At 70.8% G+C, this 24498-nt stretch carries 25 protein-coding genes and 1 tRNA gene; 13 read left to right on the top strand and 13 right to left on the bottom strand.

Annotated features, from left to right (window positions below; translation table 11 throughout):
• Positions 1 to 74: 74 nt before the first annotated feature.
• On the top strand, positions 75 to 656 hold the full coding sequence (locus tag ACIRB1_RS02540; protein ID WP_403464300.1) for a MarR family winged helix-turn-helix transcriptional regulator: 582 nt from the start codon (positions 75 to 77) through the stop codon (positions 654 to 656).
• Here ACIRB1_RS02540 and ACIRB1_RS02535 read toward each other — a convergent pair.
• Both ACIRB1_RS02535 and ACIRB1_RS02530 read right to left on the bottom strand, forming a co-directional pair.
• Positions 600 to 1412: an SAM-dependent methyltransferase gene (locus tag ACIRB1_RS02535; RefSeq protein WP_403464299.1), complete on the bottom strand. Its 813-nt coding sequence runs from the start codon at positions 1410 to 1412 to the stop codon at positions 600 to 602. The two genes, ACIRB1_RS02540 and ACIRB1_RS02535, sit on opposite strands and share 57 nt — an antisense overlap.
• Before the next feature lie 68 nt (positions 1413 to 1480).
• A complete protein-coding gene (locus tag ACIRB1_RS02530; protein ID WP_403464298.1) occupies positions 1481 to 2305 on the bottom strand; it encodes a lysophospholipase in 825 nt (274 codons plus the stop codon).
• A gap of 116 nt (positions 2306 to 2421) precedes the next feature.
• On the opposite strand from ACIRB1_RS02530, the gene ACIRB1_RS02525 reads away from it, so the two are divergent.
• Both ACIRB1_RS02525 and ACIRB1_RS02520 read left to right on the top strand, forming a co-directional pair.
• The gene (locus tag ACIRB1_RS02525; protein ID WP_403464297.1) at positions 2422 to 3225 is read left to right on the top strand and encodes a sulfite exporter TauE/SafE family protein; all 804 of its coding nucleotides are present in this window, start codon (positions 2422 to 2424) and stop codon (positions 3223 to 3225) included.
• Positions 3226 to 3273: 48 nt separating this feature from the next.
• Complete coding sequence (locus ACIRB1_RS02520; RefSeq protein ID WP_403464296.1) at positions 3274 to 4026, top strand: cobalt-precorrin-6A reductase; 753 nt, start codon at positions 3274 to 3276, stop codon at positions 4024 to 4026.
• Here the strand turns inward: ACIRB1_RS02520 and ACIRB1_RS02515 are convergent.
• The 4 genes from ACIRB1_RS02515 to ACIRB1_RS02500 form a co-directional block, all read right to left on the bottom strand.
• Positions 4010 to 4495: a hypothetical protein gene (locus ACIRB1_RS02515; RefSeq protein WP_352181164.1), complete on the bottom strand. Its 486-nt coding sequence runs from the start codon at positions 4493 to 4495 to the stop codon at positions 4010 to 4012. The genes ACIRB1_RS02520 and ACIRB1_RS02515 overlap by 17 nt on opposite strands.
• A gap of 43 nt (positions 4496 to 4538) precedes the next feature.
• Positions 4539 to 6617, bottom strand: a complete 2079-nt coding sequence (locus tag ACIRB1_RS02510; RefSeq protein ID WP_352181165.1) for an MDR family MFS transporter — start codon at positions 6615 to 6617, stop codon at positions 4539 to 4541.
• A 118-nt stretch (positions 6618 to 6735) separates the two neighbouring features.
• Positions 6736 to 7509, bottom strand: coding sequence for a precorrin-6A synthase (deacetylating) (cobF, locus tag ACIRB1_RS02505; RefSeq protein WP_352181166.1), 774 nt, complete (start codon positions 7507 to 7509; stop codon positions 6736 to 6738).
• 69 nt (positions 7510 to 7578) lie between these two features.
• A complete protein-coding gene (locus ACIRB1_RS02500) occupies positions 7579 to 8097 on the bottom strand; it encodes a DUF309 domain-containing protein (protein WP_352181167.1) in 519 nt (172 codons plus the stop codon).
• Positions 8098 to 8196: 99 nt separating this feature from the next.
• On the opposite strand from ACIRB1_RS02500, the gene ACIRB1_RS02495 reads away from it, so the two are divergent.
• Positions 8197 to 8270, top strand: a tRNA-Pro gene (locus tag ACIRB1_RS02495).
• A 152-nt stretch (positions 8271 to 8422) separates the two neighbouring features.
• Here ACIRB1_RS02495 and ACIRB1_RS02490 read toward each other — a convergent pair.
• A complete protein-coding gene (locus tag ACIRB1_RS02490; RefSeq protein ID WP_403464295.1) occupies positions 8423 to 9184 on the bottom strand; it encodes a DeoR/GlpR family DNA-binding transcription regulator in 762 nt (253 codons plus the stop codon).
• A gap of 90 nt (positions 9185 to 9274) precedes the next feature.
• Between ACIRB1_RS02490 and ACIRB1_RS02485 the strand changes: the two genes are divergently transcribed.
• The 7 genes from ACIRB1_RS02485 (at position 9275) to ACIRB1_RS02455 (ending at position 15077) form a co-directional block, all read left to right on the top strand.
• Positions 9275 to 10465, top strand: coding sequence for an MFS transporter (locus ACIRB1_RS02485; RefSeq protein ID WP_403464294.1), 1191 nt, complete (start codon positions 9275 to 9277; stop codon positions 10463 to 10465).
• A gap of 30 nt (positions 10466 to 10495) precedes the next feature.
• Entirely contained in the window at positions 10496 to 11116 is a 621-nt protein-coding gene (locus tag ACIRB1_RS02480; RefSeq protein WP_403464293.1) for an HAD family hydrolase, read from the top strand.
• 193 nt (positions 11117 to 11309) lie between these two features.
• Positions 11310 to 11957: a hypothetical protein gene (locus ACIRB1_RS02475; protein ID WP_352181375.1), complete on the top strand. Its 648-nt coding sequence runs from the start codon at positions 11310 to 11312 to the stop codon at positions 11955 to 11957.
• 49 nt (positions 11958 to 12006) lie between these two features.
• A complete protein-coding gene (locus ACIRB1_RS02470) occupies positions 12007 to 12423 on the top strand; it encodes a DUF6153 family protein (RefSeq protein WP_403464292.1) in 417 nt (138 codons plus the stop codon).
• Between the two features lie 69 nt (positions 12424 to 12492).
• A complete protein-coding gene (locus ACIRB1_RS02465) occupies positions 12493 to 13098 on the top strand; it encodes a DUF305 domain-containing protein (RefSeq protein ID WP_403464290.1) in 606 nt (201 codons plus the stop codon).
• Positions 13099 to 13328: 230 nt separating this feature from the next.
• On the top strand, positions 13329 to 13991 hold the full coding sequence (locus ACIRB1_RS02460) for an NUDIX domain-containing protein (protein WP_352181173.1): 663 nt from the start codon (positions 13329 to 13331) through the stop codon (positions 13989 to 13991).
• An 87-nt stretch (positions 13992 to 14078) separates the two neighbouring features.
• Positions 14079 to 15077: an aldo/keto reductase gene (locus ACIRB1_RS02455; protein ID WP_403464289.1), complete on the top strand. Its 999-nt coding sequence runs from the start codon at positions 14079 to 14081 to the stop codon at positions 15075 to 15077.
• Here ACIRB1_RS02455 and ACIRB1_RS02450 read toward each other — a convergent pair.
• The 6 genes from ACIRB1_RS02450 to iolC are packed head-to-tail and all read right to left on the bottom strand — an operon-like array spanning position 15067 to position 22110.
• A complete protein-coding gene (locus ACIRB1_RS02450; protein WP_352181175.1) occupies positions 15067 to 15852 on the bottom strand; it encodes a GntR family transcriptional regulator in 786 nt (261 codons plus the stop codon). The two genes, ACIRB1_RS02455 and ACIRB1_RS02450, sit on opposite strands and share 11 nt — an antisense overlap.
• Before the next feature lie 33 nt (positions 15853 to 15885).
• Positions 15886 to 17379 carry a CoA-acylating methylmalonate-semialdehyde dehydrogenase gene (locus tag ACIRB1_RS02445; RefSeq protein WP_352181176.1) on the bottom strand — a complete coding sequence of 498 codons (1494 nt, stop codon included), beginning with the start codon at positions 17377 to 17379 and terminating at the stop codon, positions 15886 to 15888.
• Between the two features lie 29 nt (positions 17380 to 17408).
• On the bottom strand, positions 17409 to 19289 hold the full coding sequence (gene iolD, locus ACIRB1_RS02440) for a 3D-(3,5/4)-trihydroxycyclohexane-1,2-dione acylhydrolase (decyclizing) (RefSeq protein WP_352181177.1): 1881 nt from the start codon (positions 19287 to 19289) through the stop codon (positions 17409 to 17411).
• Positions 19289 to 20185: a 5-deoxy-glucuronate isomerase gene (gene iolB / locus ACIRB1_RS02435; protein ID WP_403464288.1), complete on the bottom strand. Its 897-nt coding sequence runs from the start codon at positions 20183 to 20185 to the stop codon at positions 19289 to 19291. The genes iolD and iolB overlap by 1 nt, the downstream gene beginning before the upstream one ends.
• Positions 20186 to 20199: 14 nt before the next feature.
• Positions 20200 to 21078 carry a deoxyribose-phosphate aldolase gene (locus ACIRB1_RS02430; protein ID WP_352181179.1) on the bottom strand — a complete coding sequence of 293 codons (879 nt, stop codon included), beginning with the start codon at positions 21076 to 21078 and terminating at the stop codon, positions 20200 to 20202.
• A gap of 39 nt (positions 21079 to 21117) precedes the next feature.
• A complete protein-coding gene (gene iolC, locus ACIRB1_RS02425) occupies positions 21118 to 22110 on the bottom strand; it encodes a 5-dehydro-2-deoxygluconokinase (RefSeq protein WP_352181180.1) in 993 nt (330 codons plus the stop codon).
• 287 nt (positions 22111 to 22397) lie between these two features.
• Between iolC and ACIRB1_RS02420 the strand changes: the two genes are divergently transcribed.
• Positions 22398 to 23417, top strand: a complete 1020-nt coding sequence (locus tag ACIRB1_RS02420; protein ID WP_352181181.1) for a sugar ABC transporter substrate-binding protein — start codon at positions 22398 to 22400, stop codon at positions 23415 to 23417.
• Positions 23417 to 24493 (top strand): ABC transporter permease, encoded by a 1077-nt coding sequence (locus tag ACIRB1_RS02415; protein ID WP_352181182.1) that lies wholly within the window; start codon positions 23417 to 23419, stop codon positions 24491 to 24493. The genes ACIRB1_RS02420 and ACIRB1_RS02415 overlap by 1 nt, the downstream gene beginning before the upstream one ends.
• Positions 24494 to 24498: the final 5 nt, after the last annotated feature.

Genomic DNA, 24498 nt, shown 5'->3' with positions numbered 1-24498 from the left:
GACTGTATTACTTAAGTCAAGCAACCATCTGGCGGCATTGCTTGAGTCAGGCAAGTAGCTGTTACGGTGAACGCATGTCCCCACCGCCACGCGCGACAGCGCCCGTTCCGGAGGACGTCGCCGCGATCGAGCGGGTCCTCACCCGTATCTCCTATCTGGCCGGGCGGGCCCGGCAGCATGAGCGGCTGATGGCGCTGGCCGGGCTGCCGCTGGACCGGGCCGCCGTTTCGATCCTGCGGTACATCGCCGAGAGCGAGCCGCTGCGCCCCGGCGTACTGGCGGTCCGGATGTCCGTGGAGGCGTCCCATGTCACGCGCCAGCTACGGCAGTTGGAGCAGCTCGGGTATGTGATCCGGGTCCAGGACCCCGACGACGGCCGCGCCCAGCGCGTCCAGCTCACCGACAGCGGCCTGGCCGCCGTCGACCGCATCCGCGACGCGAGCCGGAGCGGAATCGAGATGGCACTGGCTCACTGGTCGCCCGAGGACATACGGCGGCTTGCCGGGCTGTTCCAGCGGCTGGTCGACGACTTCGTCATCCATGCGGAGGCGCCTGTGGAGCAGGGAAGTGGGGACCAGGCAGGGGTGGAGCAGGGGGCGTCAGCGCTTGAAGGCGACCCCGCCGTACAGGGAGATCGGCCCGTCGCCGAGCGGTGACTCGCCCTCGGCGAGTTCGGGGTGCCACTCGGAGACGGAGACGATCCCGGGGTCCGTCGGCTCAAGTCCCTTGAAGATGCTGCTCACTTCGGAGTGGGTGCGGGCGACCAGGGTCACCCCGCCTGCCGCGTAGGCGGCGATGCCGCGCTCGACCTTCTCCGGCTCCAGGTCGGCGGTCATCGCGGACAGAACGAGGCAACTGCCCGGCGCCAAAGCGTCGACGAGGGTGTTCACCAGCTCGTGGGCGCCGTCCGCGTCCGGGATGAAGTGCAGCAGGGCGATGAGCGACAGGGCGACCGGGCGGTCGAAGTCCAGGACGCGGGACGCCTGTTGGAGGATGGTGAGCGGTTCGCGGGCGTCGGCCTGGAGGTACTCCGTCGCCCCCTCGGGCGTGCCGTGCAGCAGTGCCTCGGCGTGGGCGAGGACGATCGGGTCGTTGTCGACGTACACGATCCGCGCGTCCGGCGCGGTGGACTGGGCGATCTGGTGGAGGTTGGGCGCGGTCGGTATGCCGGTGCCGATGTCCAGGAACTGGCGGATGCCCGACTGCCGTACGACCAGCCGGGTCGCCCGCTGCATGAACCAGCGGTTCGCCCGCGCGGTGCGGGGGGCGCCCGGGTCAAGTGCCGTGATCTGCCTGCCGAGTTGCTCGTCGACGGGGTAGTTGTCCTTGCCGCCGAGGAACCAGTCGTACACCCGCGCCGGATGCGGTTTCGACGTGTCGATCCGCCGGCCGGCCCGCTCTGTCCCGGTCACGCGAGGCTCCTCTGCTCGACTTCCGCGCTACGACGACCCCCGTGGGACGTGGGAGAAGTCTGGCACGGTCATGCCGGCCGGGTGGGGCTGTTCACCACCCCGTCCAGGAAACGGATCAGGTCGGCGAAGACCTCGGCCCGGTTCGTCTCCAGGAACACCTCGTGCCGGGCGCCCGGATACACGTGCTCGGTCAACTCGCCGCCGTTCAACCGTTCCACGCCGACACGGCTGCCGGCGAGCGGGACGAGCCGGTCGTCGGCGCCGTGCAGCCAGAGCAGCGGAAGTCCGCCGACGGTCCCCGACTCGCCCACGGTGTCCAGGGTTCGGGCGAAGGCCTCAAGGGTCGGCCGCTTCATCGGACCGTGCCAGACCAGCGGGTCCGCCGCGTACGCCGCACCGACCGCGGGGTCGCGGGACAGTGCGCCCGGGCTGACCGGGAGGTCCGGGATCTCGTCGAGGGCGAGCAGCCGCCCCGGCAGTTCCCAGGCACCGATGACCGGCCCGGACAGGACGAGCGCGGTGAGTTCGTCGCCTTGGCGCTGGGCGAAGCGGGAAGCGATCAGGCCGCCCATGGAGTGGCCGATCAGGACGAGGGGGACACCTGGGTGTGTGGACCGTGCCAGGTCGGCGACGCCGTGCAGGTCCGTGACCACGTCCTCGAAGTCCTCGATCAGCACCCGCTCACCGGCCGACGTGCCGTGCCCCTGGTGGTCGGGGCCGAAGACCGCCGCGCCGTGCGTCCGCAGTACGGCGGCCAACTCGGCGTACCGGCCGATGTGTTCGCCGTAGCCGTGCGCGACGAGGGCGAGACAGCGCGGTTGCCTCAGCGGCCACTCGTGTGCGGTGATCGTGCCCCGGGTGCCGGTGAGGGTGTGCTCGCGGGTGTCGTCCACACCCGGAAACTAGCACCGCTCATCGGGTGTCCCGGCCCGCCGCCGTGTGGTGCAGGGGCCAACTGACGAGACACTCCTTACGCGGGGAGATGTAAGGACATACGATCGGTCCTCGCATGAACACGATGACTCTCTGGTACATATCCGGCTGGGAATTCGCCGCGCTCGCCGCCGCGGCCCTGCTCGTCGGCTTCTCCAAGACGGCCGTGAGCGGGGCCAACACGGTCAGCCTCGCGATCTTCGCCGCCGTCCTGCCCGCCCGCGCCTCCACCGGCGTACTCCTCCCGATCCTGATCGTCGGCGACGTCCTCGCCGTGCTCACCTACCGGCGGCACGCCCACTGGCCCACCCTGTGGCGGCTGTTCCCGGCGGTCGCGGCGGGCGTCGTGATCGGGACCCTGTTCCTGGTGTGGGCGGACGACGCGGTCGTCCGGACCTCGATCGGGGTGATCCTGCTGTTCATGGCGGGGGTCACCCTGTGGCGCCGGCGCACGGCGGACGCGGACGCCGGGACCGAGGCGGGGGCCGGTGACGGGGACGGGCCGGACTCCGTCACCTCCAGGTCCGGGCGGGCGAAAGCGCGCTCGTACGGTGTGCTCGGCGGGTTCACCACGATGGTCGCCAACGCCGGTGGGCCGGTGATGTCGATGTACCTGCTCTCCGCGGGCTTCCGGAAGCTGGGCTTTCTCGGCACGTCGGCGTTCTTCTTCCTGATCGTCAACGTGACCAAGGTGCCCTTCAGCGTGAGCCTCGGGCTGATCGACGGGCACTCGCTCCTCCTCGACGCGGCGCTCGCGGCGTTCGTCGTGCCCGGTGCGTTGATCGGCAAATGGGCTGTGAACCGAATCAACCAGCGATTGTTCGAGCAACTCGTGATCGCGGCGACGATTATCGGCGGCCTGCAACTGCTCCTCCGCTGACCGCCGGCTCCGTGACCCCGCGATTGCATGACCTCGTAGGCTCGCCGCATGTCCCCGCACATCCTGATCCTCGGCGGCACCACCGAGGCACGTGAACTGGCCGCCGAACTGGCGGCAGGCCGGCCCGGGACACAGGTCACCACCTCCCTCGCCGGGCGGGTGTCACGGCCGAGCGTGCTGCCCGGGGACGTACGGATCGGCGGGTTCGGCGGTGTCGACGGGCTGGCCGCGTGGCTGCGGGAGCACCAGGTGGACGCCGTCGTCGACGCCACGCACCCCTTCGCCGAGACGATCACCGCGAACGCGGCGCGGGCCGGCGCGGTGACCGGAGTGCCGGTGGTCGTGCTGCGCAGACCGGGGTGGCAGCCGGGACCCGGGGACCACTGGCACCCGGTCGGCTCGCTCGCGGAGGCCGCGGACGCGCTGCCCGGACTCGGGCGCCGCGTGCTGCTCACCACCGGCCGCCTCGGCCTCGCCGCCTTCGCCCCTCTCGCCCAACTGCACTTCGTCGTACGGTCGGTGGAACCGCCCGGGCCGCCGATGCCGCCGGACGCCGCAGTGCTGCTCGCGCGCGGGCCGTTCACCGTGGCCGACGAGGCGGAGCTGTTGCGCGAGCACCGGATCGACGTGGTCGTGACGAAGGACAGCGGGGGAGCGGCGACGGCGGCGAAACTCACGGCGGCGCGGGAGGCGGGGGTGCCGGTCGTGGTCGTACGACGGCCCGCGTTGCCGGACGGGGTGAGCGCGGTGCCTGATGTTGCCGGGGTGTTGGAGCGGCTGGGGTTCAGTCCGGGGCGATGACCGTGGCCCGGAGGCGGTCCACCGTGCGCAGCACCTCGTCCCGGTTCTTGGCGCTCTTGATCCAGGCCGGGAGGCGGGCGACCAGTGTCATCTTCCGGCCGTGGTCGTACCAGGGCGCCCGTTCACGCAGGTCGGCGGCGACGAACCGCCTGATCAGGTCCAGGTGCCGGAGGTTGTACGCCCACAACTCCCCGTGCCGGGTGTCGGTCCGCAGCCACAAGGCCGGACAGGAAGAGGCGCCGGGACACCGCGAGAAACGGGACGGACGGCTGTCGCTCCGGCACAGCCCGCAGGACCGGCAGACCAGACGCGGGTGCGGATGTGCCCCTCGCTCCGCGCTCAGCGGGGTGCGCGGACTCCGTTCGATGTGGGCGATCCGCTCGCAGCGCGGACACCGGACCAGAATCGACGACGTGAAGTCGGCGTACGTGTCGCCGGGGTCGTAGAAGCGCACGGGTGTCGGGGACATGCCGTGAGTACGACCACCGCCCCGGTGACCGGGCACCCCGTTTTCACGGCGCCGGAGTCGTCTCCAACTCCGGCGCGCGCTGCGGCAGTCCGGAGGTCAGGTCCTCGACCAGGAGCCGCTTGGCGATGGAGTCGACCGCGGCGCGGAGGTCCGTGCCCGAGGGGCGGCCGATGTCCTGCTGGACGCGGTCCTCCAGCCAGCTGCCCCACGCGTGGCCGATGACCTCCGCCTCGCGTTCGCCGGCCGCGGTGTGGGAGAGGAGGTAGCCGTCGCGGGTCAGATAGCCCTCCTCGACCATGCGGTCGAAGACCGGGAGGAGCACCTCCGGCGGCATGTGGCGGCGGGCGGCGATCAGGCCGAGGCTCGCGTGGCCGACCATCCTGCTGAAGAGTTCGACCTGCATGACGGCCCAGGCGCCGGCGATGTCCAGCCGGGTGTCGGAGGCCGTGATGATCCGCCGCGCGGTGTCGAGGTCCGTGCTGCCGATGACCTTGCCGACGGCCGCTTCGAGGAGGCGTTGTGAGTCGGCGCCGCGCGGTGACGCGAAGCCCTCACCCATGTCGGTGGAGCCCTTCCGCGCGCTGTCGCGCAGTTCGACCTGTTTGAGGAACAGGGCGACGACGAAGCCGATCACCGCGACCGGGATCGTCCACCGGAACACCGTCTGGATGGTGTCGGCGTAGGCGTTGATGATCGGCACGGCGGTGGCGTGCGGCAGCTTGTGCAGGCCCTCGGGGCTGGTCGCCGCCTTGGCGATGACGGCCGGGTCCAGCACGCCGGTCCTCGCGGCCGAGGCGATCCCGTCCTTGAGGTTGGGCCCCAGGCTGTTGGCGTAGATCGTGCCGAAGACGGCGGTGCCGAACGAACTGCCCAGCGTACGGAAGAAGGTGACGCCGGAGGTCGCCGTGCCGAGGTCGGCGTACTCGACGGTGTTCTGCACCGCGATCGTCAGCACCTGCATGCACAGCCCGATGCCGGTGCCGAGCACGAACATGTACACCGATTCCAGGAACGCGCCGGTGCCCGGCCCCATGAGGGACATCAGGTAGAGCCCGACGCCCATCACCGCGGAGCCGATGATCGGGAAGACGCGGTACTGGCCGGTCTTGCTGACCACGTTGCCGCTGAAGACGGACGCGATCAGCAGCCCGATCACCATGGGCAGCGTCCGTACGCCGGAGACCGTGGCCGAGTCGCCGTCGACGTACTGCAAATAGGTCGGCAGGTACGTCAGCGCGCCGAGCATCGCGAAGCCGACGACGAAGCTGAGGATCGAGCAGACCGTGAACACCGGGTTGGCGAACAGCCGCATGGGGAGCATGGGTTGTGCCGCGCGGGTCTCCACCCAGCAGAACAGGCCGAGCGCGACCGCGCCGCCCGCGAACAGGCCGATGATGGTCGGCGAACCCCACGCGTACTGGTTGCCGCCCCAACTCGTCGCCAGGATCAGGGAGCTGGCGCCGATCGCGACGAGGGCGATGCCCAGGTAGTCGATCACGGGCCGGGTCGCCGACTTGACCACCGGGATGGTGCGGGCCGCCGCGATGACGACGACGATCGCGATCGGGACGTTGACGTAGAACGCCCAGCGCCAGGTCAGGTGGTCGGTGAACAGGCCGCCCAGGAGCGGTCCGATGACCGTGGCCACGCCGAACACCGCGCCGATCGCCCCCTGGTACTTGCCGCGTTCGCGCAGCGGGATGACGTCGGCGATCAACGCCATCGCCGTCACCATCAGACCGCCCGCGCCGACACCCTGCACGGCCCGCCAGACGATCAGCAGCGTCATGTTGGTGGCCAGGCCGCACAGGAACGAGCCCGTGATGAACACGATCGCCGAGACCTGGAAGACCACCTTGCGGCCGAACAGGTCACCGAACTTGCCGACCAGCACGGTCGCCACGGTCTCGGCCAGCAGATAGGCGGTGACCACCCAGGACATGTGCGCCGCACCGCCCAGGTCCGACACGATCGTCGGCAGGGCCGTCCCCACGATCGTCTGGTCGAGGGCCGCCAGGAGCATGCCCAGCATGATCGTCACGAAGACGACGTTGCGGCGGCGGGAGTCCAGCACAGGCGGCTGCTGCGCGGCGGGCAGCGCGGTTTCCTCGGCGACTGTCACCAGGTCACTTTCACACCGTGGGACCCCTCCTGCATACGGGACGGTCCACTCGGGTGCCGCGGCAGAAGGGGCAGAAGCGGCAGCCGCAGCCCTGGCCCCCGGATCCGGCCCGCGCCCGCTACTCGCCCTTGGGGTGCCTGCGCAGCAGATACGTGTCCATGATCCAGCCCTTGCGCTCACGGGCCGCCGCGCGCAGCCGCTCGATGCGCGGAGCGGCCTCGGCTATCGGACCGGAGGCGAGGATCTCGTCCGGAGTGCCCAGATAGGCGCCCCAGTAGATGTCGATGTCCTGGTCCGCGTACCGCGTGAACGCCTGGTGCGCGTCCAGCATCACCACCACGTCGTCCACGTCGTCGGGGAACTTCTCGGACAGCCGCCTGCCCGTGGTGATCTGCACCGGCCGGGCGACCCGGTTCAGCCCCGTGCGGTGCCGGGCGACGAGTGCCGAGACGCTGCTGATGCCGGGCACCACGTCGTAGTCGAACGCCACCGCGCCGCGCTCCAGGATCTCCTCCAGGACGCCGAGCGTGCTGTCGTACAGCGAAGGATCGCCCCACACCAGGAAGGCGCCGCTCTCGTCCTCGCCCAACTCCTCGGTGATGAGCCGCTCGTAGATGTCCGCGCGGGCGCTGCGCCAGTCACCGACCGCCGGGGAGTACGCGGCACCCCCAGCCTTCCGGTCGCGCTCCGGGTCCCGTGCCTCCACCACGCGGTACGTCCCCTCCGGCACGTGCGCGTCGAGCATGTCCCTGCGGAGACCGGTGAGGTCCGACTTCACCTCGCCCTTGTCGAGGATGAAGAACACGTCCGTGCTCCGCAGCACCCTGACCGCCTGCAAGGTCAGCTGCTCCGGGTCGCCCGCACCGATACCGATGACATGAATCTTTCGCACACCCCCGAGTCTGCCCCACGCCACTGACAGCCCGTGCACCGCACCGGGACGATCCCCACACCCCCTCCGCTACGGCGTCCCGCGCAGCCGGGGAGCCCGCGCCCGCGCGTCCACCGCCCCGCCCCGCTCCACGTCGTCCCCGAGTCCCCGCGCCCAGGCCGCGACCCCCGCGAGATCCATCCCGTACGGCCGCTCCCGCCCCGAGACGGACGCCCACTCCTCGACGCCCCCGGCGCCGCGCCGCAGCAGCCGGGCCCCGCCGGTGACATTGCCCCGGGCCGCGTGCGTGAGGCCCACCGCGAGCTGGGCGAGGCCGCGCCACAGGGCACGCTCCTCGTCGGGCCCCGACTTCCAGGCGTCCTCGAAGACCTCGTGCGCGTGGAACGGCTTCCCCTCGTCGAGCAGCGCCTGCGCCTCGACGACGGTGTCCTCCGGTGCGCGCACGACCCCCTCGGGCTGCCGCGCGACGCCGTCCGCGTCGTAGGGCAGCGGTCGCCCGAGCCCGTCCCGCGGCCGGGCGTTGCGCGCCCGCCCCTCGCCGTCCCGGTCGCGGGAGTCCGTCGTACCGCCTGAGGTTGTGTCGCCCATACGACGATTGTCCCGCGCCCGGCACCGGCTTCGGGGCACCCCCGGGTGTGGGGTAAAGTGCTGTTCGCGCGTTCACGCGGTTCTCCGCGGACAGTGCATCGGGACGTGGCGCAGCTTGGTAGCGCACTTGACTGGGGGTCAAGGGGTCGCAGGTTCAAATCCTGTCGTCCCGACTCGACAGAGTCGCAGACGAGGGGCGGTTTCCGGAGAAATCCGGGACCGCCCCTTCGTCATGTTCGGGGACGCGATTCCGTGGACCACATCCGCCGGAGACCGGCCCCGAGTCCCCGAGCCCCCGTGTCCCGCGCCCGATCGGCGCCCCCCGTCAGACCGTCCTCACGAGCGTGCCCGTGTCTTCGAGGGCGGCGATCTCGTCGGCGGGAGCCGCGGTGTCCGTGACCACGGTGTGCAGGAGGGTGGTCGGGCCGACGTGGGCGTAGGCGGTGTGGCCGAGCTTGGTGCTGTCGGTGGCGACGATGATCCTGCGGGCGACGGCGATGGCCGCCTTCTTCACGGCCGCGTCGTCCAGGTCGTAGGCCGTCAGTCCCTGGGCCGCGCTGAGTCCGCAGCAGCCCATGACGGCGGTGTCGAAGCGCAGGGCGGCCAGGGACGCGAGGGTGAGGGGTCCGGTCAGGGCGCCCTCGGCGGCGCGGGGCCGGCCGCCGGGGACCATCAGCGTGGCCGGGCCCGGGCTCTCGCCGAACACGTGGACCGCTTGCAGCGACAGGGGCATCACGGTGACCGGCCGTCGGCGCAGCAGGTGGGCGATCTCCAGGCACGTGGTGCCGCTGTCGAGGAGAACGGTCTCGCCGTCGGCGATCAGTGAGGACACCTCGGCCGCGATACGGCGCTTCGCCTCCACGCCCTCGTGCGTGCGCAGCGCGAAGGGCGGCTCCTCGCCCCTCAGCAGCAGGGTGCGCGCGCCGCCCCTGACGCGTTCGAGGACGCCTTGCGCGGCCAGTGCGTCGAGGTCGCGCCGGATGGTCATCTCGGAGGCGCCGGTCAGCGCGGCGAGTTCCTGGACGGTGATCCTGCCCGACTCCCTGACGGCCTGCGTGATCGTCCCGTGCCGGTCTGCGTTGCTCATGCCCGTGATTGAACACCGCCTCAAACGAACATTCAATGTGTGCGAAACGACAGTGTTCAATCATGCTGGGCGTTCATTAGGGTCGATTCCATGAACGATTCGCTGCGCGCCGCCCGGGTGGCCACCTTCGTCTACTTCAGCCTGTGCGGCACCCTGATGGGCATCTGGGTCGTGAACATCCCCGCCATCGAGGAGCGCGTGGACATCAGTCACGCGACACTCGGGGGACTCCTGGTGCTGCTGGGCCTCGGAGCCTTCCTCGGCATGCAGGTCGCCGGGCGGCTGACCGACCGGCTCGGTGCGCGCGTCGTCGTCCCCGCCACCGGCGTCCTGTGCAGCGCGGCCCTGGTGCTGCCCGGCCTGGCCCGCGATCCGTGGACACTGGCCGGCGCCCTGCTGGTCTTCGGCTTCTGCAACGGCTGCCTGGACGTGAGCATGAACGCCCACGCCGTCCACGTGGAGAAGGCCTACGGCAGGCCCGTCATGTCGGCCTTCCACTCCACGTTCTCGGTCGGCGGCGTCCTCGCCGCGCTCGTCGGAGCGGCGACCGCGAGCGCGGGCCTGAGCCCGGCCGCGGGCATGGCCGCCATGGGAACCCTGGGTGTCGTGATCGCCCTGGTCTCGGCCCGCGCCCTGCTGTCGGCCGCGCCCACCGCCGCCGACGACATCGACTCCGCACACGCCCCGGCCCCCGCGCGCCGCGGCACCGGCGGCCGCATCTGGGTCCTCGCCGTCCTCGCCCTGATGGTCATGCTGTGCGAAGGCGCCGCCAACGACTGGAGCGCGCTGCACCTCAAGGACGTCCTCGGCGCCCCCGCGAGCACCGCCGCCTTCGCCTACGGCACCTTCGCGGCGACGATGACCATCGGCCGACTGCTCGCCGACCGCCTCGTCGCCCGGTTCGGGTCCATGGCGATCCTGCGCCACGGCGCGGTGACGGCCGGCATCGGCATCACGATCGTGACCGTCTCGCCGTGGATCTGGGCCGCGTTCGCGGGGTGGGCGCTGTTCGGTCTGGGGCTGTCCGGCTGTGTCCCGCAGCTGTTCAGCGCGGCCGGGCACGCCGACCCCGCCGCCGGGGCCAACGTCTCGCGTGTCGCCGGGCTCGGCTACGTCGGCATGCTCGCCGGCCCCGCCGTCATCGGCTGGCTGACCCACCTCGTCGCCCTCAACCACGCCTTCGTCCTGCTGATCCTGCTGTGCGCGGTCACCGCCGCCGCCGCCGGAATCCTGCGCACCGTCCCCGACCGCACGACCGAGCCGGCGCCGAGCGGCCACTAGGGCCCGCGACCAGGAGGAGGAACCCTCACCATGTCCACCCACCGCCGCATCGTCCTCTTCGACCTCTTCGGGGTCATCGCCCGCCACCAACTCCCGGGCGTCCTCGGCGAGATGGCCGCCCGCTGCGACACCCCCACCGACGCCTTCACCACCGCCTACTGGGAGTGCCGCCCGCCCTACGACGCCGGCCGGCAGTCCGCCCCCGAGTACTGGACCGCCGTACTCCACAAGCTCTCCCGGCCCGCCGACGCCGACACGGTCGAGGAACTGCGCCTCACCGACATCGACAGCTGGTCACGCGTCGACGAGGAGATGGTCGGCTACGTCCGGTCCCTGCGCGATGTCGCCGAGGTCGCCCTGCTGTCCAACATCCCCGTCGACCACGCGGACGCGTTCCTCACCGCACAGCCCTGGCTCGACGACCTGGATCACGTGGCCTTCTCCGGCAGGATCAAGGCGGCGAAGCCGGACCCTGCCGCCTTCCAGCACTGCGTCGCCGCCCTGCGGGCCGCCCCGGCCGACTTCCTCTTCGTGGACGACCGCGAGGAGAACGTACGCGCCGCGCGGGCCGTGGGCATGGACGGTCATGTCTTCACCGGGCGCGGGGAGTTGGCGGCCGTCGTCGGCGCGTGGCTGCCGACGCGGAACTGACACCTCGCTCCCCTCCGGGGAGCGTCCGGGAAGCGTCGGGGGGCGGACGATCGCCGGCCGGGTGGTCCGCCCCGCCACGGGGTGTCGTCAGGGACACCCCCGATCCGGTCCTCAGGCCCAGGGACTGCGAGGGCCGTCGTCGGCAGGATTCATGGCGTACCGAATCCACCGCATCGACACCCAGGGGGACCCCATGAACGACATGACCGCCAGGCGTCTGACGGGTGGCGCGGGTATCGCCGCCGCCGTCGCCCTCATCGTCGAAGTGCCGCTGTACTTCGTCTACTCGGGCCCCCCGCCGGACGCCAACGTGCTCGCCAGGCTGCTGATCGGGATCGTCGCGCTGGCGTTCCTGCTGGTGTTCGTGACGGCGTTCCGCGAGCTGGTGAAGCGTGTGCACCCCGACTACGAGTGGGCCGGTTCGCTGGCCTTCACGGCGGGCCTGGTCTACACGACGATCACGCTCGTCTCCAGCGGCCTGGAGGCCGGCGCGGTCATCGCCGCCGACCACCCCATCGACCCGACGATCGACGTCAGCGGCACCTACATCCTCTACGGCTCGATCTCCCGGCTCATGCTGGCGCTCTTCCTGACCGCACTCGGCATCGCCGTCACCCGCACGGGACTGCTGCCCCGCTGGACCGGCCGGTCGGCCTTCGTCCTGGCCGGGATCAACCTGGCCTTCGTACCGTCGCTGTTCTTCGGCAACACCCCCGCGCACTTCTACGCGGCGAACGGCTGGGGCACCACCGCCCTGATGGGCGCGATCCTCAGCTACTGGCTGCTGGCCCTGGGCATCTCCACCTACCGCAGCGCGAAGGCACCCGCGCGGGTCCACTGAACGAGGGACCCGACGCCGACCCGATACCCAGGGTGGGTATGGTGAGGGCATGGCCCGCAACGAGCAGCCCGTAGGACCGCACCGGTCGGTGCGGTCCTACGGGCTGCTCGTGGCCGCCCTGCTGCTGGGCCTGCTCGGTATGCACGGGCTCGGGCCCGTCCTCCCCCTGGCCGACCACGCGCCCGGGCACACCATGGTCGCCACGGCCGCGGCCATGGGGGAGAAGGCGTCGACGCCCGGTGCCTGTGATCACGGCTCGGGCGACCGCGGCGGTCACCTGGCGCACGCCGACGCGACCTGCGCGTCCGCGTCCGTCGGCGGGACCCCGGCCGTGGTGCCGGTGCTGCAACCCGATGTGGCGGCCCACGTCGAAGTGCCCGACGGGCGTACGTCCGAGGCGGGCAGCGGTCCCGACGGGGGCCGGGCCCCGCCCTCGCTCGCCGAACTCCAACTCCTGCGGATCTAGAGCACCCTGCGCGCCACCGCGCGCGCAGCGGCATGCCCTTGCACGGATCCACACACCAGGAGTTCCACCATGACCGTACAGCGCAGGTTCGTCCGTCCTACCGTCCTCGCCGTCACCGCCGCGGTGGCCGCCCTCACGCTCACCGCGTGCGGCGGCGACGGCGGCAGCAGCAAGGCGGGTGCCGGGAGCACGGCCTCGAGCGGCGGGCACAACGCCGCGGACGTCTCCTTCTCGCAGGAGATGATCCAGCACCACCGCCAGGCCGTGGAGATGGCCGGACTGGCCGCGGGTCACGCCTCCTCGGCGCAGGTCAAGAGCCTCGCGTCGAAGATCAAGGGCGCGCAGGCGCCGGAGATCAGGACCATGTCGGGCTGGCTCAATTCGTGGGGCGAGCAGGTCCCCGAGGACATGTCCGGGATGGGCCACGACATGTCGTCCTCGACGCCCGGCATGATGAGCGCCGCCGACATGGGCAAGCTGGAGAAGGCCTCCGGGGCCGCCTTCGACACCCTGTTCCTCACCATGATGGTCGACCACCACAAGGGCGCCGTCGCCATGGCCAGGAGTGAGAAGGCGGACGGCGCGTACGATCCCGCCGTCCGCCTCGCGACCGACGTGATCACCACGCAGAGCGCCGAGATCAAGCAGATGGGCACCCTGCTCGGCAAGAACTGACCGAGGCGCGGGACGGGGTGGGGCCCAGCGGCTCCACCCCGTTCAGGCGCCTCCCGCCTCGTCGCGGCGCCGGCGCTGCGGCGCCTCCATCCCGGTCATCCGGAATCAGGGCAACCAGCACGGCAGTTGAACTCCCGGGCCACCGGATTCGGCCATGCGTCCCACACCTCGGGGTGATAGATGTCGGACATGAACAACTCGATCATCCCCTCCCGTCCGGCGGGTGCCCGATGACCGCGGGCGCCGACACCCCCGACCGCCGGGGCCGCACCGGCCTGGACCGCACCGGCCTCGACCTGACCGGAAACCCCCGCGTCAGGGTCCGCGACGTGACCCTGCTGTCCAGCCACTGGTACGTCGAGCGCACGACGACCTTCGACTTCCGGCACGCCGACGGCACCTGGACCACCCAGGAGCGCGAGACCCACGACCGCGGCAACGGCGCGACCCTCCTCCTCTACGACGCCGACCGCGAAACGGTCCTGCTCACCCGGCAGTTCCGCTTCCCCGTCTACGTCAACGGCCACCCCGACGGCATGCTCGTCGAGACGCCGGGCGGTCTCCTCGACGACGAGGACGAACACCCCGAGGACGCCGTACGCCGCGAGGTGATCGAGGAGACCGGCCACACCGTCGGCGAGGTCGAGCACGTCTTCGACGTCTACATGAGCCCCGGCTCGGTCACCGAACGCATCGGCTTCTACGCCGCCTCCTACGGCCCCTCCACCCGCACCCACGAGGGCGGCGGCCTTCAGGAGGAGGGCGAGGACATCGAGATCCTCGAACTCCCCTTCCGCCGCGCCCTGGAGATGATCCGCTCCGGCGAGATCGCCGACGCCAAGACGATCATGCTGCTCCAATGGGCGGCACTGGACGGCCCGTTCGCCAAGTAGCCGCGCGGGGCCTTGACTTGAAGTGCGCTTCAAGCGCAAGACTCCCGTTCGCGCCCGGAGAACCGGGTGCGAACGGGAGGGATCACCATGAAGTACCGCACCATCGGCACCGATCCGGCCCACCGCCGTGAGGTGAGCGTGCTCGCGCTCGGCGCGATGCTGTTCGGCTCCCGCACCGACGAGGCGACGTCCTTCGCCGTACTCGACCGCTATGTCGAGGCCGGCGGGAACTTCATCGACACGTCCGACAACTACGCCTTCTGGGAGGACGGCAGCCAGGGCGGTCAGAGCGAGAAGCTGCTCGGACGGTGGCGGCGCAGCCGTGGCATCGGCGACGAGATCGTGATCGCCACCAAGCTCGGCGCCCGCCCGCTGGCACCCGGCTCGGGTTTCGTCGACAACCCGGAGGGCCTGTCCGCGAAGGTCATCCGTGAGTCGGCCGAGCGCAGCCGCGAGCGCCTCGGCGTGGACAGGCTCGACGTGCTGTACGCGCACATCGAGGACCGGAGCGTTCCGCTGCGGGAGACCGTCGAGGGATTCGCCGAGTTGGTGGCCGAAGGCGTCGTAGGGCTCCTGGGCGTCAGCAACCACGCGACCTGGCGGGTGGAGAGGGCCCGCGCGCTCGCCGCCGCGGCCGGTCTGCCCGGCTACGAGCTCCTCCAGTACCAGCACAGCTACCTGCGCCCCCGGACGGATCTGCCGTCGGAGTTCTTCCCCGACGGCAGCCTCGGCACCGTCGGCCCGGACCTGCTCAGCTACCTGCGCGCCGAGCCCGGTCTGACCCTGGTCGCCTACTCACCGCTGCTGGCCGGTGCCTACACCCGCGAGGACAAACCGCTGCCCGCCGACTACGACCACCCGGGCACCCCCGCCCGCCTCGCCGCGCTGCGGGAGGTGGCGAAGCAGACCGGGGCGAGCGTCAACCAGGTGGTGCTGGCCTGGCAGTTGGGCGGCCCGCTGCCGATCGTGCCGCTCGCCGGGGCGTCGTCGGTGGCCCAGCTGGAGGAGAACCTCGCCGCCGTGGACCTGGAGTTGACGGCCGAGCAGCGCCGACTCCTCGACTCCGCCGTGCGGTTCAGGGCCTGACCAGCAGCTGGAAGTCGAACGCGTACCGGGACGCCCGGTAGATGTGCGTCCCGTACTCGACCGCCCGCCCCGTGTCGTCGTACGCCGTGCGCTGCATGGTGAGCAGTGCGGCGCCCTCCTTCTCGTCGAGGCGGTCGGCCTCCTCCGGGGTGGCCGAGCGGGCACCTATCGTCTGGCGGGCGCTGTGCAGGGTGATGCCGGCGGTGCGCAGCATCCGGTACAGGCCCGTCGACTCCAGCTTGGGGGTGTCGAGCGCGAGGAGGTTCGCCGGGAGGTAGTTGCAGAGGAACGCCACCGGCTGGCCGTGCGTGGAGCGCAGCCGTTCCAGGAGCGTGACCTCGCTGCCCTCCGGTACCCCGAGGGCGGCCGCGACGTCCGCGGTCGCGGGCACGCCCTCGTTGCGGATCACCCGCGTGGTCGGGGCCTGTCCGGCCGACTCCAGGTCGTCGTAGAGGCTGCTGAGTTCCAGCGGTCTCTTGACCTGGCTGTGCACCACCTGGGTGCCGACCCCGCGCCGCCGGACCAGCAGTCCCTTGTCGACAAGGGACTGGATGGCCTGGCGGACGGTGGGGCGGGACAGGCCCAGGCGTACGGACAGGTCGATCTCGTTGCCCAGGAGGTTGCCGGGGGCGAGGGATCCGTGCTCGATCGCCGCCTCCAGCTGCTGGGCGAGCTGGTAGTACAGCGGCACCGGACTGTTGCGGTCCAGCGCGAAATGCAGGGCATCGAGCGGGGACCCGGTCACGGCGCGGGAATAGCCACCGGTCTTCGCCACGGAGGGCACCTCCTCACGGATCGTGACGGATGGTCAGGAGTTGCTGGGGAAACCGAGGTTGATGCCACCGTCGGCCGGGTCCGGCCAGCGGGTGGTGATGACCTTGCCCTGCGTGTAGAAGGCGATGCCGTCGTTGCCGTAGACGTGCAGGTCCCCGAAGAGGGAGTCCTTCCAGCCGCCGAAGGAGTGGTAGCCGACGGGCACCGGGATCGGCACGTTCACGCCGACCATGCCCGCCTTGACCTCCATCTGGAAGCGGCGGGCGGCGCCGCCGTCCCGGGTGAAGATCGCGGTGCCGTTGCCCCAACGGGAGCTGTTGATCAGGGTGATGGCCTCGTCGTACGACTCCGCGCGCACGACCACCAGGACCGGGCCGAAGATCTCGTCCTTGTACGCGTCCGCCGTCAGCGGCACCTTGTCGAGCAGCGAGACGCCGAGGAAGAAGCCGTCCTCGTGGCCCTCGACCGAGAAGCCGGTGCCGTCGACCACGACCTCGGCGCCCTGCGCGGCGGCGGAGGCGACGTACGAGGCGACCTTGTCGCGGTGCTCGCGGGTGATGAGCGGGCCCATCTCGGACGCCGGGTCGTTGCCGGGGCCGATTCGCAGGTTGCCGGCGCGCTCGGCGATCTTGGCGACCAGTTCGTCGCCGGTGTCGCCGACGGCGACCACGACGGAGACGGCCATGCAGCGCTCGCCCGCCGAGCCGTAGGCCGCGTTGATCGCCTGGTCGGCCGCGAAGTCCAGGTCCGCGTCCGGCAGGACCAGCATGTGGTTCTTGGCGCCGCCGAGGGCCTGTACGCGCTTGCCGTGCTCAACCGCCTTGAGCTGGATGTACTTCGCGATCGGCGTGGAGCCCACGAAGGAGACGGCCTCGACGTCCGGGTGCTCCAGGATGCGGTCGACGGCGACCTTGTCGCCCTGCACGACGTTCAGCACACCCTGCGGCAGGCCCGCCTCGGAGGCGAGTTCGGCCAGCCGGTACGACGCCGACGGGTCCTTCTCGGACGGCTTCAGCACGAAGGTGTTGCCGGTCGCGATGGCCAGCGGGAACATCCACATCGGCACCATGGCGGGGAAGTTGAACGGGGTGATGCCCGCGACCACGCCCAGCGGCTGGCGAATCGAGGCCACGTCCACCCGGGTCGACACCTGCGTCGACAGCTCGCCCTTGAGCTGCACGCTGATGCCGCAGGCGAGTTCGACGATCTCCATGCCGCGCGCGACCTCGCCGAGCGCGTCCGAGTGCACCTTGCCGTGCTCGGCGGTGATCAGCTCGGCGATCTCGTCGCGGTGCGCGTCCAGCAGCTCGCGGTACTTGAACAGGATCGCGGTGCGCTTGGCGAGCGAGGAGGTGCCCCAGCTCTCGAACGCGGCCTTCGCGGAGGCGACGGCAGCGTCCACCTCGTCGACGGTCGCGAAGCCGACCTGCTTCTCCTGGGCGCCGGTCGCCGGGTCGTACACGGGTCCGAAACGGCCGGACGCGCTCTCGACGGGCTTGCCGTCGATCCAGTGGGTGATCGTCTTCATGATGCAAGGGCCTTTCGGGGGAGGGGAGTTCAGAGGTGGCGGCGGCGGTCGGCTACCTGGCGGTCGTACTCCTCGCGGGCCTGTACGGCCGACTCGCGCGAGGCGGTCTCGGCGACCGGTACGTCCCACCAGGCCTCGGCCGGGGGAGCGGTCGGGGTCGCGGTGTCGGTCTCGACGTAGACACACGTCGGCCGGTCGGAGGCGCGGGCCGTGGCGAGCGCCTCGCGCAGTTCGCGGACCGTCTTGGCGCGCAGCACGTCCATGCCGAGGCTGGCCGCGTTGGCGGCAAGATCGACCGGGAGCGGGGCGCCGGTGAATGAACCGTCGGAAGGCGAACGGTAGCGGTACGCCGTGCCGAAGCGCTCGCCGCCGACCGACTCGGAGAGGCCGCCGATGGAGGCGTAACCGTGGTTCTGGATGAGGACCAGGTTGACCGGGAGGCCCTCCTGGACCGCCGTGACGATCTCGGTCGGCATCATCAGGTACGTGCCGTCGCCGACCAGGGACCACACCGGGGTGCCGGGGGCGGCCTGCTGGACGCCGATGCCGGCCGGGATCTCGTAGCCCATGCACGAGTAGCCGTACTCGAGGTGGTACTGGCGCGGGCTCCGCGCCCGCCACAGCTTGTGCAGGTCGCCGGGGAGGGAACCGGCCGCGTTGATCACCACGTCGTCGTCGCCGACGACCGCGTCGAGGGCGCCGAGGAGCTGGGTCTGGGTCGGCACGGCGTTCTCGTCGGGGGCGGTGAACGCGGCGTCGACGACCTGCTCCCAGCGTGCCTTGCCCTCGCGGTACTCGGCCTCGTAAACCGAGTTCACACGGTGATCGGCGAGTGCCTCGGTCAACGCGGTGAGTCCCGCCCGCGCGTCGCACACCAGGGTGCGCGCGGCCAGCTTGTGGGCGTCGAACGCGGTGATGTTGAGGTTGACGAACCGGACGGCCGGGTTCTGGAACAGGGTGTGTGAGGCCGTCGTGAAGTCCGTGTAGCGGGTGCCGACGCCGATCACCAGGTCCGCGGTGCGTGCGATGTCGTCGCTGACCGCGGTGCCGGTGTGACCGATGCCGCCCAGGTCGGCGGGGTGGTCGTGACGCAGCGAGCCCTTGCCCGCCTGGGTGGAGGCGACCGGGATGCCGGTCGCGTCGGCCAGCGCCTTCAGCGCCTCCTCGGCACGGCTGTGGTGGACGCCGCCCCCGGCGACGATCACCGGGCGCTCGGCGGCCCGGATCGCCGCGACCGCCTCCGACAGCTCGGCGACGTCCGGCGCGGGACGCCGTACATGCCATACACGGTCGGCGAAGAACTCCTCCGGCCAGTCGTGGGCCTCGGCCTGGACGTCCTGCGGCAGCGCGAGAGTCACGGCTCCGGTCTCGACCGGGTCGGCCAGGACGCGCATCGCGTTCAGGGCGGCCGGGATCAGGGCCTCGGGGCGCATGACGCGGTCGAAGTAGCGGGAGACCGGGCGCAGCGTGTCGTTGACCGAGAGGTCCGCCTCGACCGGGTGTTCCAGCTGCTGGAGCAGCGGGTCGGCGGCCCGGGTCGCGAAGTAGTCACCCGGGAGGAGCAGGACCGGCAGGCGGTTGATCGTGGCCAGCGCGGCGCCCGTGACCAGGTTGGTGGCGCCCGGTCCGATGGACGTCGTGACGGCCTGCGCGGAGAGCCGGTCGAGCTGACGGGCGTAGCCGACCGCCGCGTGCACCATGGCCTGTTCGTTGCGGCCCTGGTGGAACGGCATGGTGTCCTCGCCGGCCTCCAGGAGCGCCTGGCCGAGACCCGCGACGTTGCCGTGGCCGAAGATGCCCCAGGTGCCGGCGATGAGGCGGTGTCGTACGCCGTCGCGCTCGGTGTACTGGGCCGACAGGAACTGCACCAGGGCCTGGGCGACGGTCAGGCGGCGGGTGGGGGTGGTCATCAGGACTTCTCCGGTGCCGTGTAGAGGGGGAGACGGGGGTCGACGGTCTGCTCGGGCCAGGTGCCGCGGACCCAGGCGTGGTCGGGGTGGTCGCAGATCAGCCAGGAGCGGTCGTCCTCGGGACCCGCCATGACGTTGAGGTAGTACATGTGGTGACCGGGCACCGCCATCGAGGGCCCGTGCCAGCCGTCCGGGATCAACACCACGTCCCCGCCCCGGACTTCGGCCAGGACGTCGGTGTTACGGCCCTGTCCGGAGGGGGAGACGCGCTGGTAGCCGAGACCCGGGGTGCCCTCGTGGTCGGCGAACTCGAAGTAGTAGATCTCCTCGAGGACGGACTCCTCGCCGGGCCGGTGCTCGTCGTGCTTGTGCGGCGGGAACGACGACCAGTTGCCGCCGGGCGTGATCACCTCGACCGCGATGAGCTTGTCGCACTCGAAGACCCCGGCCGCGCCGAAGTTGTTGACCTGCCGCGAGCTGTTGCCGGTGCCGCGCAGCTCCACCGGCACCGACGAGGCCGGGCCGTAGCGGGCGGGCAGCCTGCGGGTGCAGCGGGCGCCGGTCAGCGCGAAGCGGCCGCCGCCGGGCGACGAGACCGTCGTACGGGAATCGCGTGGGACGTACGCGAAGTCGCTCACGGCGGTGAACACGCTCTCGCGGCCGGTGAGTTCGAAGGTGTCGTGGCCGAAGTCGTCGGCGGCGGAGACCGTGCAGCCGCCGCTGAGCGGGACGACGATCCACTCGCTGTCGCCGGTGTCGAAGGTGTGGGTGCCGCCCGGGGGCAGCTCCAGGACCCGCAGGCTGGAGTAGCCCCAGGCCGCGGACTCGGGGGTGACGTCCACGACGTAGGGGCCGCCGAGGGCCTTGCCCGCGGGAAGGTGGTATGCGCTCGTCATCGTGTGCCTCCGGTTCACAACAGACCCACGGCCGTGTCCACCGCCGTCTCCACGCTGCCCACGGCGGGGTACAGCAGGGAGCGGCCGACGACCAGGCCCTGGACGGTGGGCAGGCGCAGGGCCTTGCGCCACTTCTCGTACGCGCCGTCCTGGTCGTCGCCGACCTCGCCGCCGAGCAGGACAGCGGGCAGCGTCGACGTCTCCATGACCTCGGCCATGTCGTCCGGGTCGTCGGTGACGGGCAGTTTCAGCCAGGTGTAGGCGGAGGTGCCGCCCAGACCCGAGGAGATCGCGATCGAGCGGGTCACGGCCTCGGCGGACAGGTCGTTGCGGACCTTGCCGTCGACGCGCCGTGAGATGAACGGCTCGACGAACAGGGGGAGTCGGCGTGCCGCCATGTCGTCTATCGCCCGCGCGGTGGACTCCAGGGTGGTCAGCGAGCCCGGGTCGGCGTAGTCGATGCGGAGCAGCAGCTTGCCCGCGTCGAAGCGGAGCCGGGCGATGTCCTCGGCGCGGTGGCCGGTGAACCGGTCGTCCATCTCGAAGGAGGCGCCGGACAGTCCGCCGCGGTTCATCGAGCCCATCACGACCTTGCCGTCGAGGACCCCGAGGAGGAGCAGGTCCTCCAGGATGTCGGCGGTGGCGAGCACCCCGTCGACGCCCGGCCGGGACAGCGCGACGCACAGGCGCTCCAGCAGGTCGGCGCGGTTGGCCATGGCGGTGCGGCGGTCGCCGACGCCGAGCGCGCCGCGCGCGGGATGGTCGGCGGCCACGATCATCAGACGGCCGCTGTCGCCCAGCAGGGGGCGGCGCACCCGGCGGGCGGCGGCCTCGGCGATCGCCTCCGGGTGCCGGGCCCGCACCGTGACCAGGTCGGGAATGCTGATGCTCAAGAGAAGCTCCGTTCAAGGGTGGCTGGATCGGCCACGTGCTCAGTCGCCCGCTCGGGCGCCGACGAGGAGGTCCTCGACCTCGGACTCGGTGGGCATCGCGGTGGAACAGGCGAGACGGGAGGCGACGAGGGCGCCGGCCGCGTTGGCGTACCGCATGGTCCGCTCCACGTCCCAGCCGGACAGCAGGCCGTGGCAGAGCGAGCCGCCGAACGCGTCGCCCGCGCCGAGGCCGTTGAGCACCTCGACCGGGACCGGCGGCACCTCGGCGGTCGTACCGTCGCGGTGCATGGCCAGGACGCCCTTGGGTCCCTGCTTGACGACGGCGAGTTCCACGCCCGCGTCCAGCAGCGCCTGCGCGCAGGCGCGGGGCTCGCGGACGCCGGTGGCGATCTCGCACTCGTCGAGGTTGCCGACGGCGACCGTCGCGTGCCGCAGCGCCTCCGCGTAGTAGGGGCGGGCCTCCTCCGCCCCGCGGCGGTGGCCGCCGCTGTCGCGCGTCCAGAACATGGGGCGCCAGTCGAGGTCGAAGACCGTGATGCCGGTCCTGCCGCGGGCCTTGAGGGCGGCGAGCGTGGCGGAGCGGCTCGGCTCCTCGCTCAGGCCGGTGCCGGTGATCCAGAAGACGCGGGCCTGGCGGATCGCGAAGTAGTCCAGCTCGTCGGTGCGGATCTCCAGGTCGGGCGCCTTGGGCTGCCGGTAGAAGTACAGCGGGAAGTCGTCCGGCGGGAAGATCTCGCAGAACGTGACCGGGGTCGGGTACTCCGCGACGGGCGTCACCCAGCGGTCGTCCACCCCGAACTCCCTGAGCGCCTCGTGGAGGTAGCTCCCGAAGGGGTCGTCGCCGGTGCGGGTGATCACCGCGGTGCTGCGGCCGAGCCGGGCCGCCGCCACGGCCACGTTGCTCGCGGAACCCCCGAGGAACTTGCCGAACGTCTCCACACGCGCCAGTGGTACGCCAGACTGCAGCGGGTACAGATCGACCCCGATGCGGCCCATGGTGATCACATCGAAGGGCTGGGCTGACTCGGCCATGCGTGACACTCCTCTGAGCTGCTGGGGTGGGCGGGTCCCAGGGGCCTGCCGACTCCCAGGTGTAGGACTCGGAGGGGTCGCCTGTCAATAGTTTGTACTTACATTCGGACCTGCTTGTGAAATGATGTCTTAACAAAGTATTGACAGCGGGCGCCCCCAGGGATTTGATTCCGTCCCAGCGCAACAACCGTGTTCCGCGGCGGACGACCGGGGCCGGACAGGCCCCGGGCCCCGATCTCTGCGATCATTGATCCCTTTCCCCTGAAGCACAGTGAGGTGCAGGAAAGATGGACCGTTCCTCTTACTCCCGCTCGCGCAGAATGGCCCCCTTTGTGGCGGTGGCCGCGGCAGCGGCCCTGACGCTCGCCGGCTGCTCCAGCAGTTCGGGCGGGAAGAAGGCCACGGAGGACAGCTCCGGCGCCTCCGCGGGCAAGGCGAGCACTCCCCGTATGACCGTCGCCCTGGTCACGCACCAGGCTCCCGGCGACACGTTCTGGGACATCGTCCGCAAGGGCGCCCAGGCCGCCGCCGACAAGGACAACATCAAGCTGATCTACTCGGCCGACCCGAACGCGGGCAACCAGTCGAACCTGGTGCAGAACGCGATCGACCAGAAGGTCGACGGCGTCGCGGTCACCCTCGCCAAGCCCGACGCCCTCAAGGACGTCATCGGCAAGGCGAAGTCGGCGAACATACCCGTGGTCGGCCTCAACTCCGGTCTCAGCGACTGGAAGAAGCTCGGCCTGCTGGAGTTCTTCGGCCAGGACGAGACGGTGGCCGGCGAGGCGCTCGGCAAGCGGCTGAACACGGAGGGCGCCAAGAAGGTCGTCTGTGTCATCCAGGAGCAGGGCAACATCGGTCTGACGCAGCGCTGCGACGGTGTGAAGAAGACCTTCAGCGGCACCACCGAGGTCCTCAACGTCAACGGCACCGACATGCCGTCGGTGAAGTCGACGATCACCGCCAAGCTCACGCAGGACAAGTCCATCGACTACGTGGTCACCCTCGGCGCCCCCTTCGCGCTGACGGCCGTGCAGTCGCTGTCCGACGCGGGCAGCAAGGCGAAGGTCGCCACCTTCGACCTCAACAAGGACCTCACGACCGCGATCAGCAAGGGCACCATCCAGTTCGCCGTCGACCAACAGCCCTACCTCCAGGGCTACTTGGCGATCGACTCGCTGTGGCTCTACAAGAACAACGGCAACTACAGCGGTGGCGGTGAGCAGCCCGTACTGACCGGCCCGGCCTTCGTCGACAAGACCAACGTCGACGTGATCGCCAAGTACGCCGCCAACGGAACCCGGTGATGAGCATGACCCAGCACGCCGAGCCGGCGGTGACCTCACCGCCGGCCCCCGGCCCGAAGGAAACCGACGGCCGGACCTCCGAACGGCCCCTGGCGCTACGGCTGTTGGCCCGCCCCGAGGTGGGAGTCTTCCTCGGTGCCGCCGCCGTGTATGTGTTCTTCCTGATCGCCGCCCCGCCGGTGCGCGAGGGCGCGTCGATGGCGAACATCCTCTACGGTTCGTCGACCATCGGGATCATGGCGCTGCCCGTGGCCCTGCTGATGATCGGCGGGGAGTTCGACCTGTCCGCCGGTGTCGCCGTCATCACCTCCGCGCTGACCGCGAGCATGCTCAGCTACCAACTGACCATGAACGTATGGGTCGGTGTGATCGTCGCCCTGATCGTGTCCCTGGGCATCGGCTTCCTCAACGGCTGGCTCGTCGTCAAGACCGGACTGCCGAGCTTCCTGATCACCCTGGGCAGCTTCCTGATCCTCCAGGGCGTCAACCTCGCCGTCACCAAGCTGGTCACCGGCAATGTGGCGACGGACGACATCAGCAACATGGACGGCTTCGACCAGGCCAAGAAGATCTTCGCGTCGTCCTTCGACGTCGGCGGCGTCCAGGTGAAGATCACCATCGTGTGGTGGCTGGTGTTCGCCGCCATCGCCACCTGGGTGCTGCTGCGCACGAAGTACGGCAACTGGATCTTCGCCGTCGGCGGGAACAAGGAGAGCGCCCGGGCGGTCGGTGTGCCGGTGGCGTTCACGAAGATCTCGCTGTTCATGCTGGTCGGGTTCGGTGCCTGGTTCATCGGCATGCACCAGCTGTTCTCCTTCAACACCGTGCAGTCCGGCGAGGGTGTCGGCCAGGAGCTGATCTACATCTCCGCGGCCGTGATCGGCGGCTGTCTGCTGACCGGTGGCGCGGGTTCGGCGATCGGGCCGGTCTTCGGTGCCTTCATGTTCGGCATGGTCCAGCAGGGCATCGTCTACGCCGGCTGGAACCCCGACTGGTTCAAGGCGTTCCTCGGCGTGATGCTCCTGGGCGCCGTAATGATCAATCTATGGGTGCAGCGCACCGCGACCCGGAGGTGACCTTC

Source organism: Streptomyces sp. NPDC096013, assembly GCF_044763565.1.
In the GTDB taxonomy this organism is placed as follows: Bacteria; Actinomycetota; Actinomycetes; order Streptomycetales; family Streptomycetaceae; genus Streptomyces.
Note: the sequence above shows the minus strand (reverse complement) of the source record. Positions and strands in the feature narration are given on the sequence as shown.

What these genes read in the sequence shown, in the direction of transcription:
- ACIRB1_RS02540 (WP_403464300.1), top strand. Translation starts at nt 75, where the DNA reads ATGTCCCCACCGCCACGCGCGACAGCGCCCGTTCCGGAGGACGTCGCC.
- ACIRB1_RS02525 (WP_403464297.1), top strand. Translation starts at nt 2,422, where the DNA reads ATGAACACGATGACTCTCTGGTACATATCCGGCTGGGAATTCGCCGCG.
- ACIRB1_RS02520 (WP_403464296.1), top strand. Translation starts at nt 3,274, where the DNA reads ATGTCCCCGCACATCCTGATCCTCGGCGGCACCACCGAGGCACGTGAA.
- ACIRB1_RS02515 (WP_352181164.1), bottom strand. Translation starts at nt 4,495, where the DNA reads ATGTCCCCGACACCCGTGCGCTTCTACGACCCCGGCGACACGTACGCC.
- ACIRB1_RS02500 (WP_352181167.1), bottom strand. Translation starts at nt 8,097, where the DNA reads ATGGGCGACACAACCTCAGGCGGTACGACGGACTCCCGCGACCGGGAC.
- ACIRB1_RS02490 (WP_403464295.1), bottom strand. Translation starts at nt 9,184, where the DNA reads ATGAGCAACGCAGACCGGCACGGGACGATCACGCAGGCCGTCAGGGAG.
- ACIRB1_RS02485 (WP_403464294.1), top strand. Translation starts at nt 9,275, where the DNA reads ATGAACGATTCGCTGCGCGCCGCCCGGGTGGCCACCTTCGTCTACTTC.
- ACIRB1_RS02480 (WP_403464293.1), top strand. Translation starts at nt 10,496, where the DNA reads ATGTCCACCCACCGCCGCATCGTCCTCTTCGACCTCTTCGGGGTCATC.
- ACIRB1_RS02475 (WP_352181375.1), top strand. Translation starts at nt 11,310, where the DNA reads ATGAACGACATGACCGCCAGGCGTCTGACGGGTGGCGCGGGTATCGCC.
- ACIRB1_RS02470 (WP_403464292.1), top strand. Translation starts at nt 12,007, where the DNA reads ATGGCCCGCAACGAGCAGCCCGTAGGACCGCACCGGTCGGTGCGGTCC.
- ACIRB1_RS02465 (WP_403464290.1), top strand. Translation starts at nt 12,493, where the DNA reads ATGACCGTACAGCGCAGGTTCGTCCGTCCTACCGTCCTCGCCGTCACC.
- ACIRB1_RS02460 (WP_352181173.1), top strand. Translation starts at nt 13,329, where the DNA reads ATGACCGCGGGCGCCGACACCCCCGACCGCCGGGGCCGCACCGGCCTG.
- ACIRB1_RS02455 (WP_403464289.1), top strand. Translation starts at nt 14,079, where the DNA reads ATGAAGTACCGCACCATCGGCACCGATCCGGCCCACCGCCGTGAGGTG.
- ACIRB1_RS02445 (WP_352181176.1), bottom strand. Translation starts at nt 17,379, where the DNA reads ATGAAGACGATCACCCACTGGATCGACGGCAAGCCCGTCGAGAGCGCG.
- iolD (WP_352181177.1), bottom strand. Translation starts at nt 19,289, where the DNA reads ATGACCACCCCCACCCGCCGCCTGACCGTCGCCCAGGCCCTGGTGCAG.
- iolB (WP_403464288.1), bottom strand. Translation starts at nt 20,185, where the DNA reads ATGACGAGCGCATACCACCTTCCCGCGGGCAAGGCCCTCGGCGGCCCC.
- iolC (WP_352181180.1), bottom strand. Translation starts at nt 22,110, where the DNA reads ATGGCCGAGTCAGCCCAGCCCTTCGATGTGATCACCATGGGCCGCATC.
- ACIRB1_RS02420 (WP_352181181.1), top strand. Translation starts at nt 22,398, where the DNA reads ATGGACCGTTCCTCTTACTCCCGCTCGCGCAGAATGGCCCCCTTTGTG.
- ACIRB1_RS02415 (WP_352181182.1), top strand. Translation starts at nt 23,417, where the DNA reads ATGAGCATGACCCAGCACGCCGAGCCGGCGGTGACCTCACCGCCGGCC.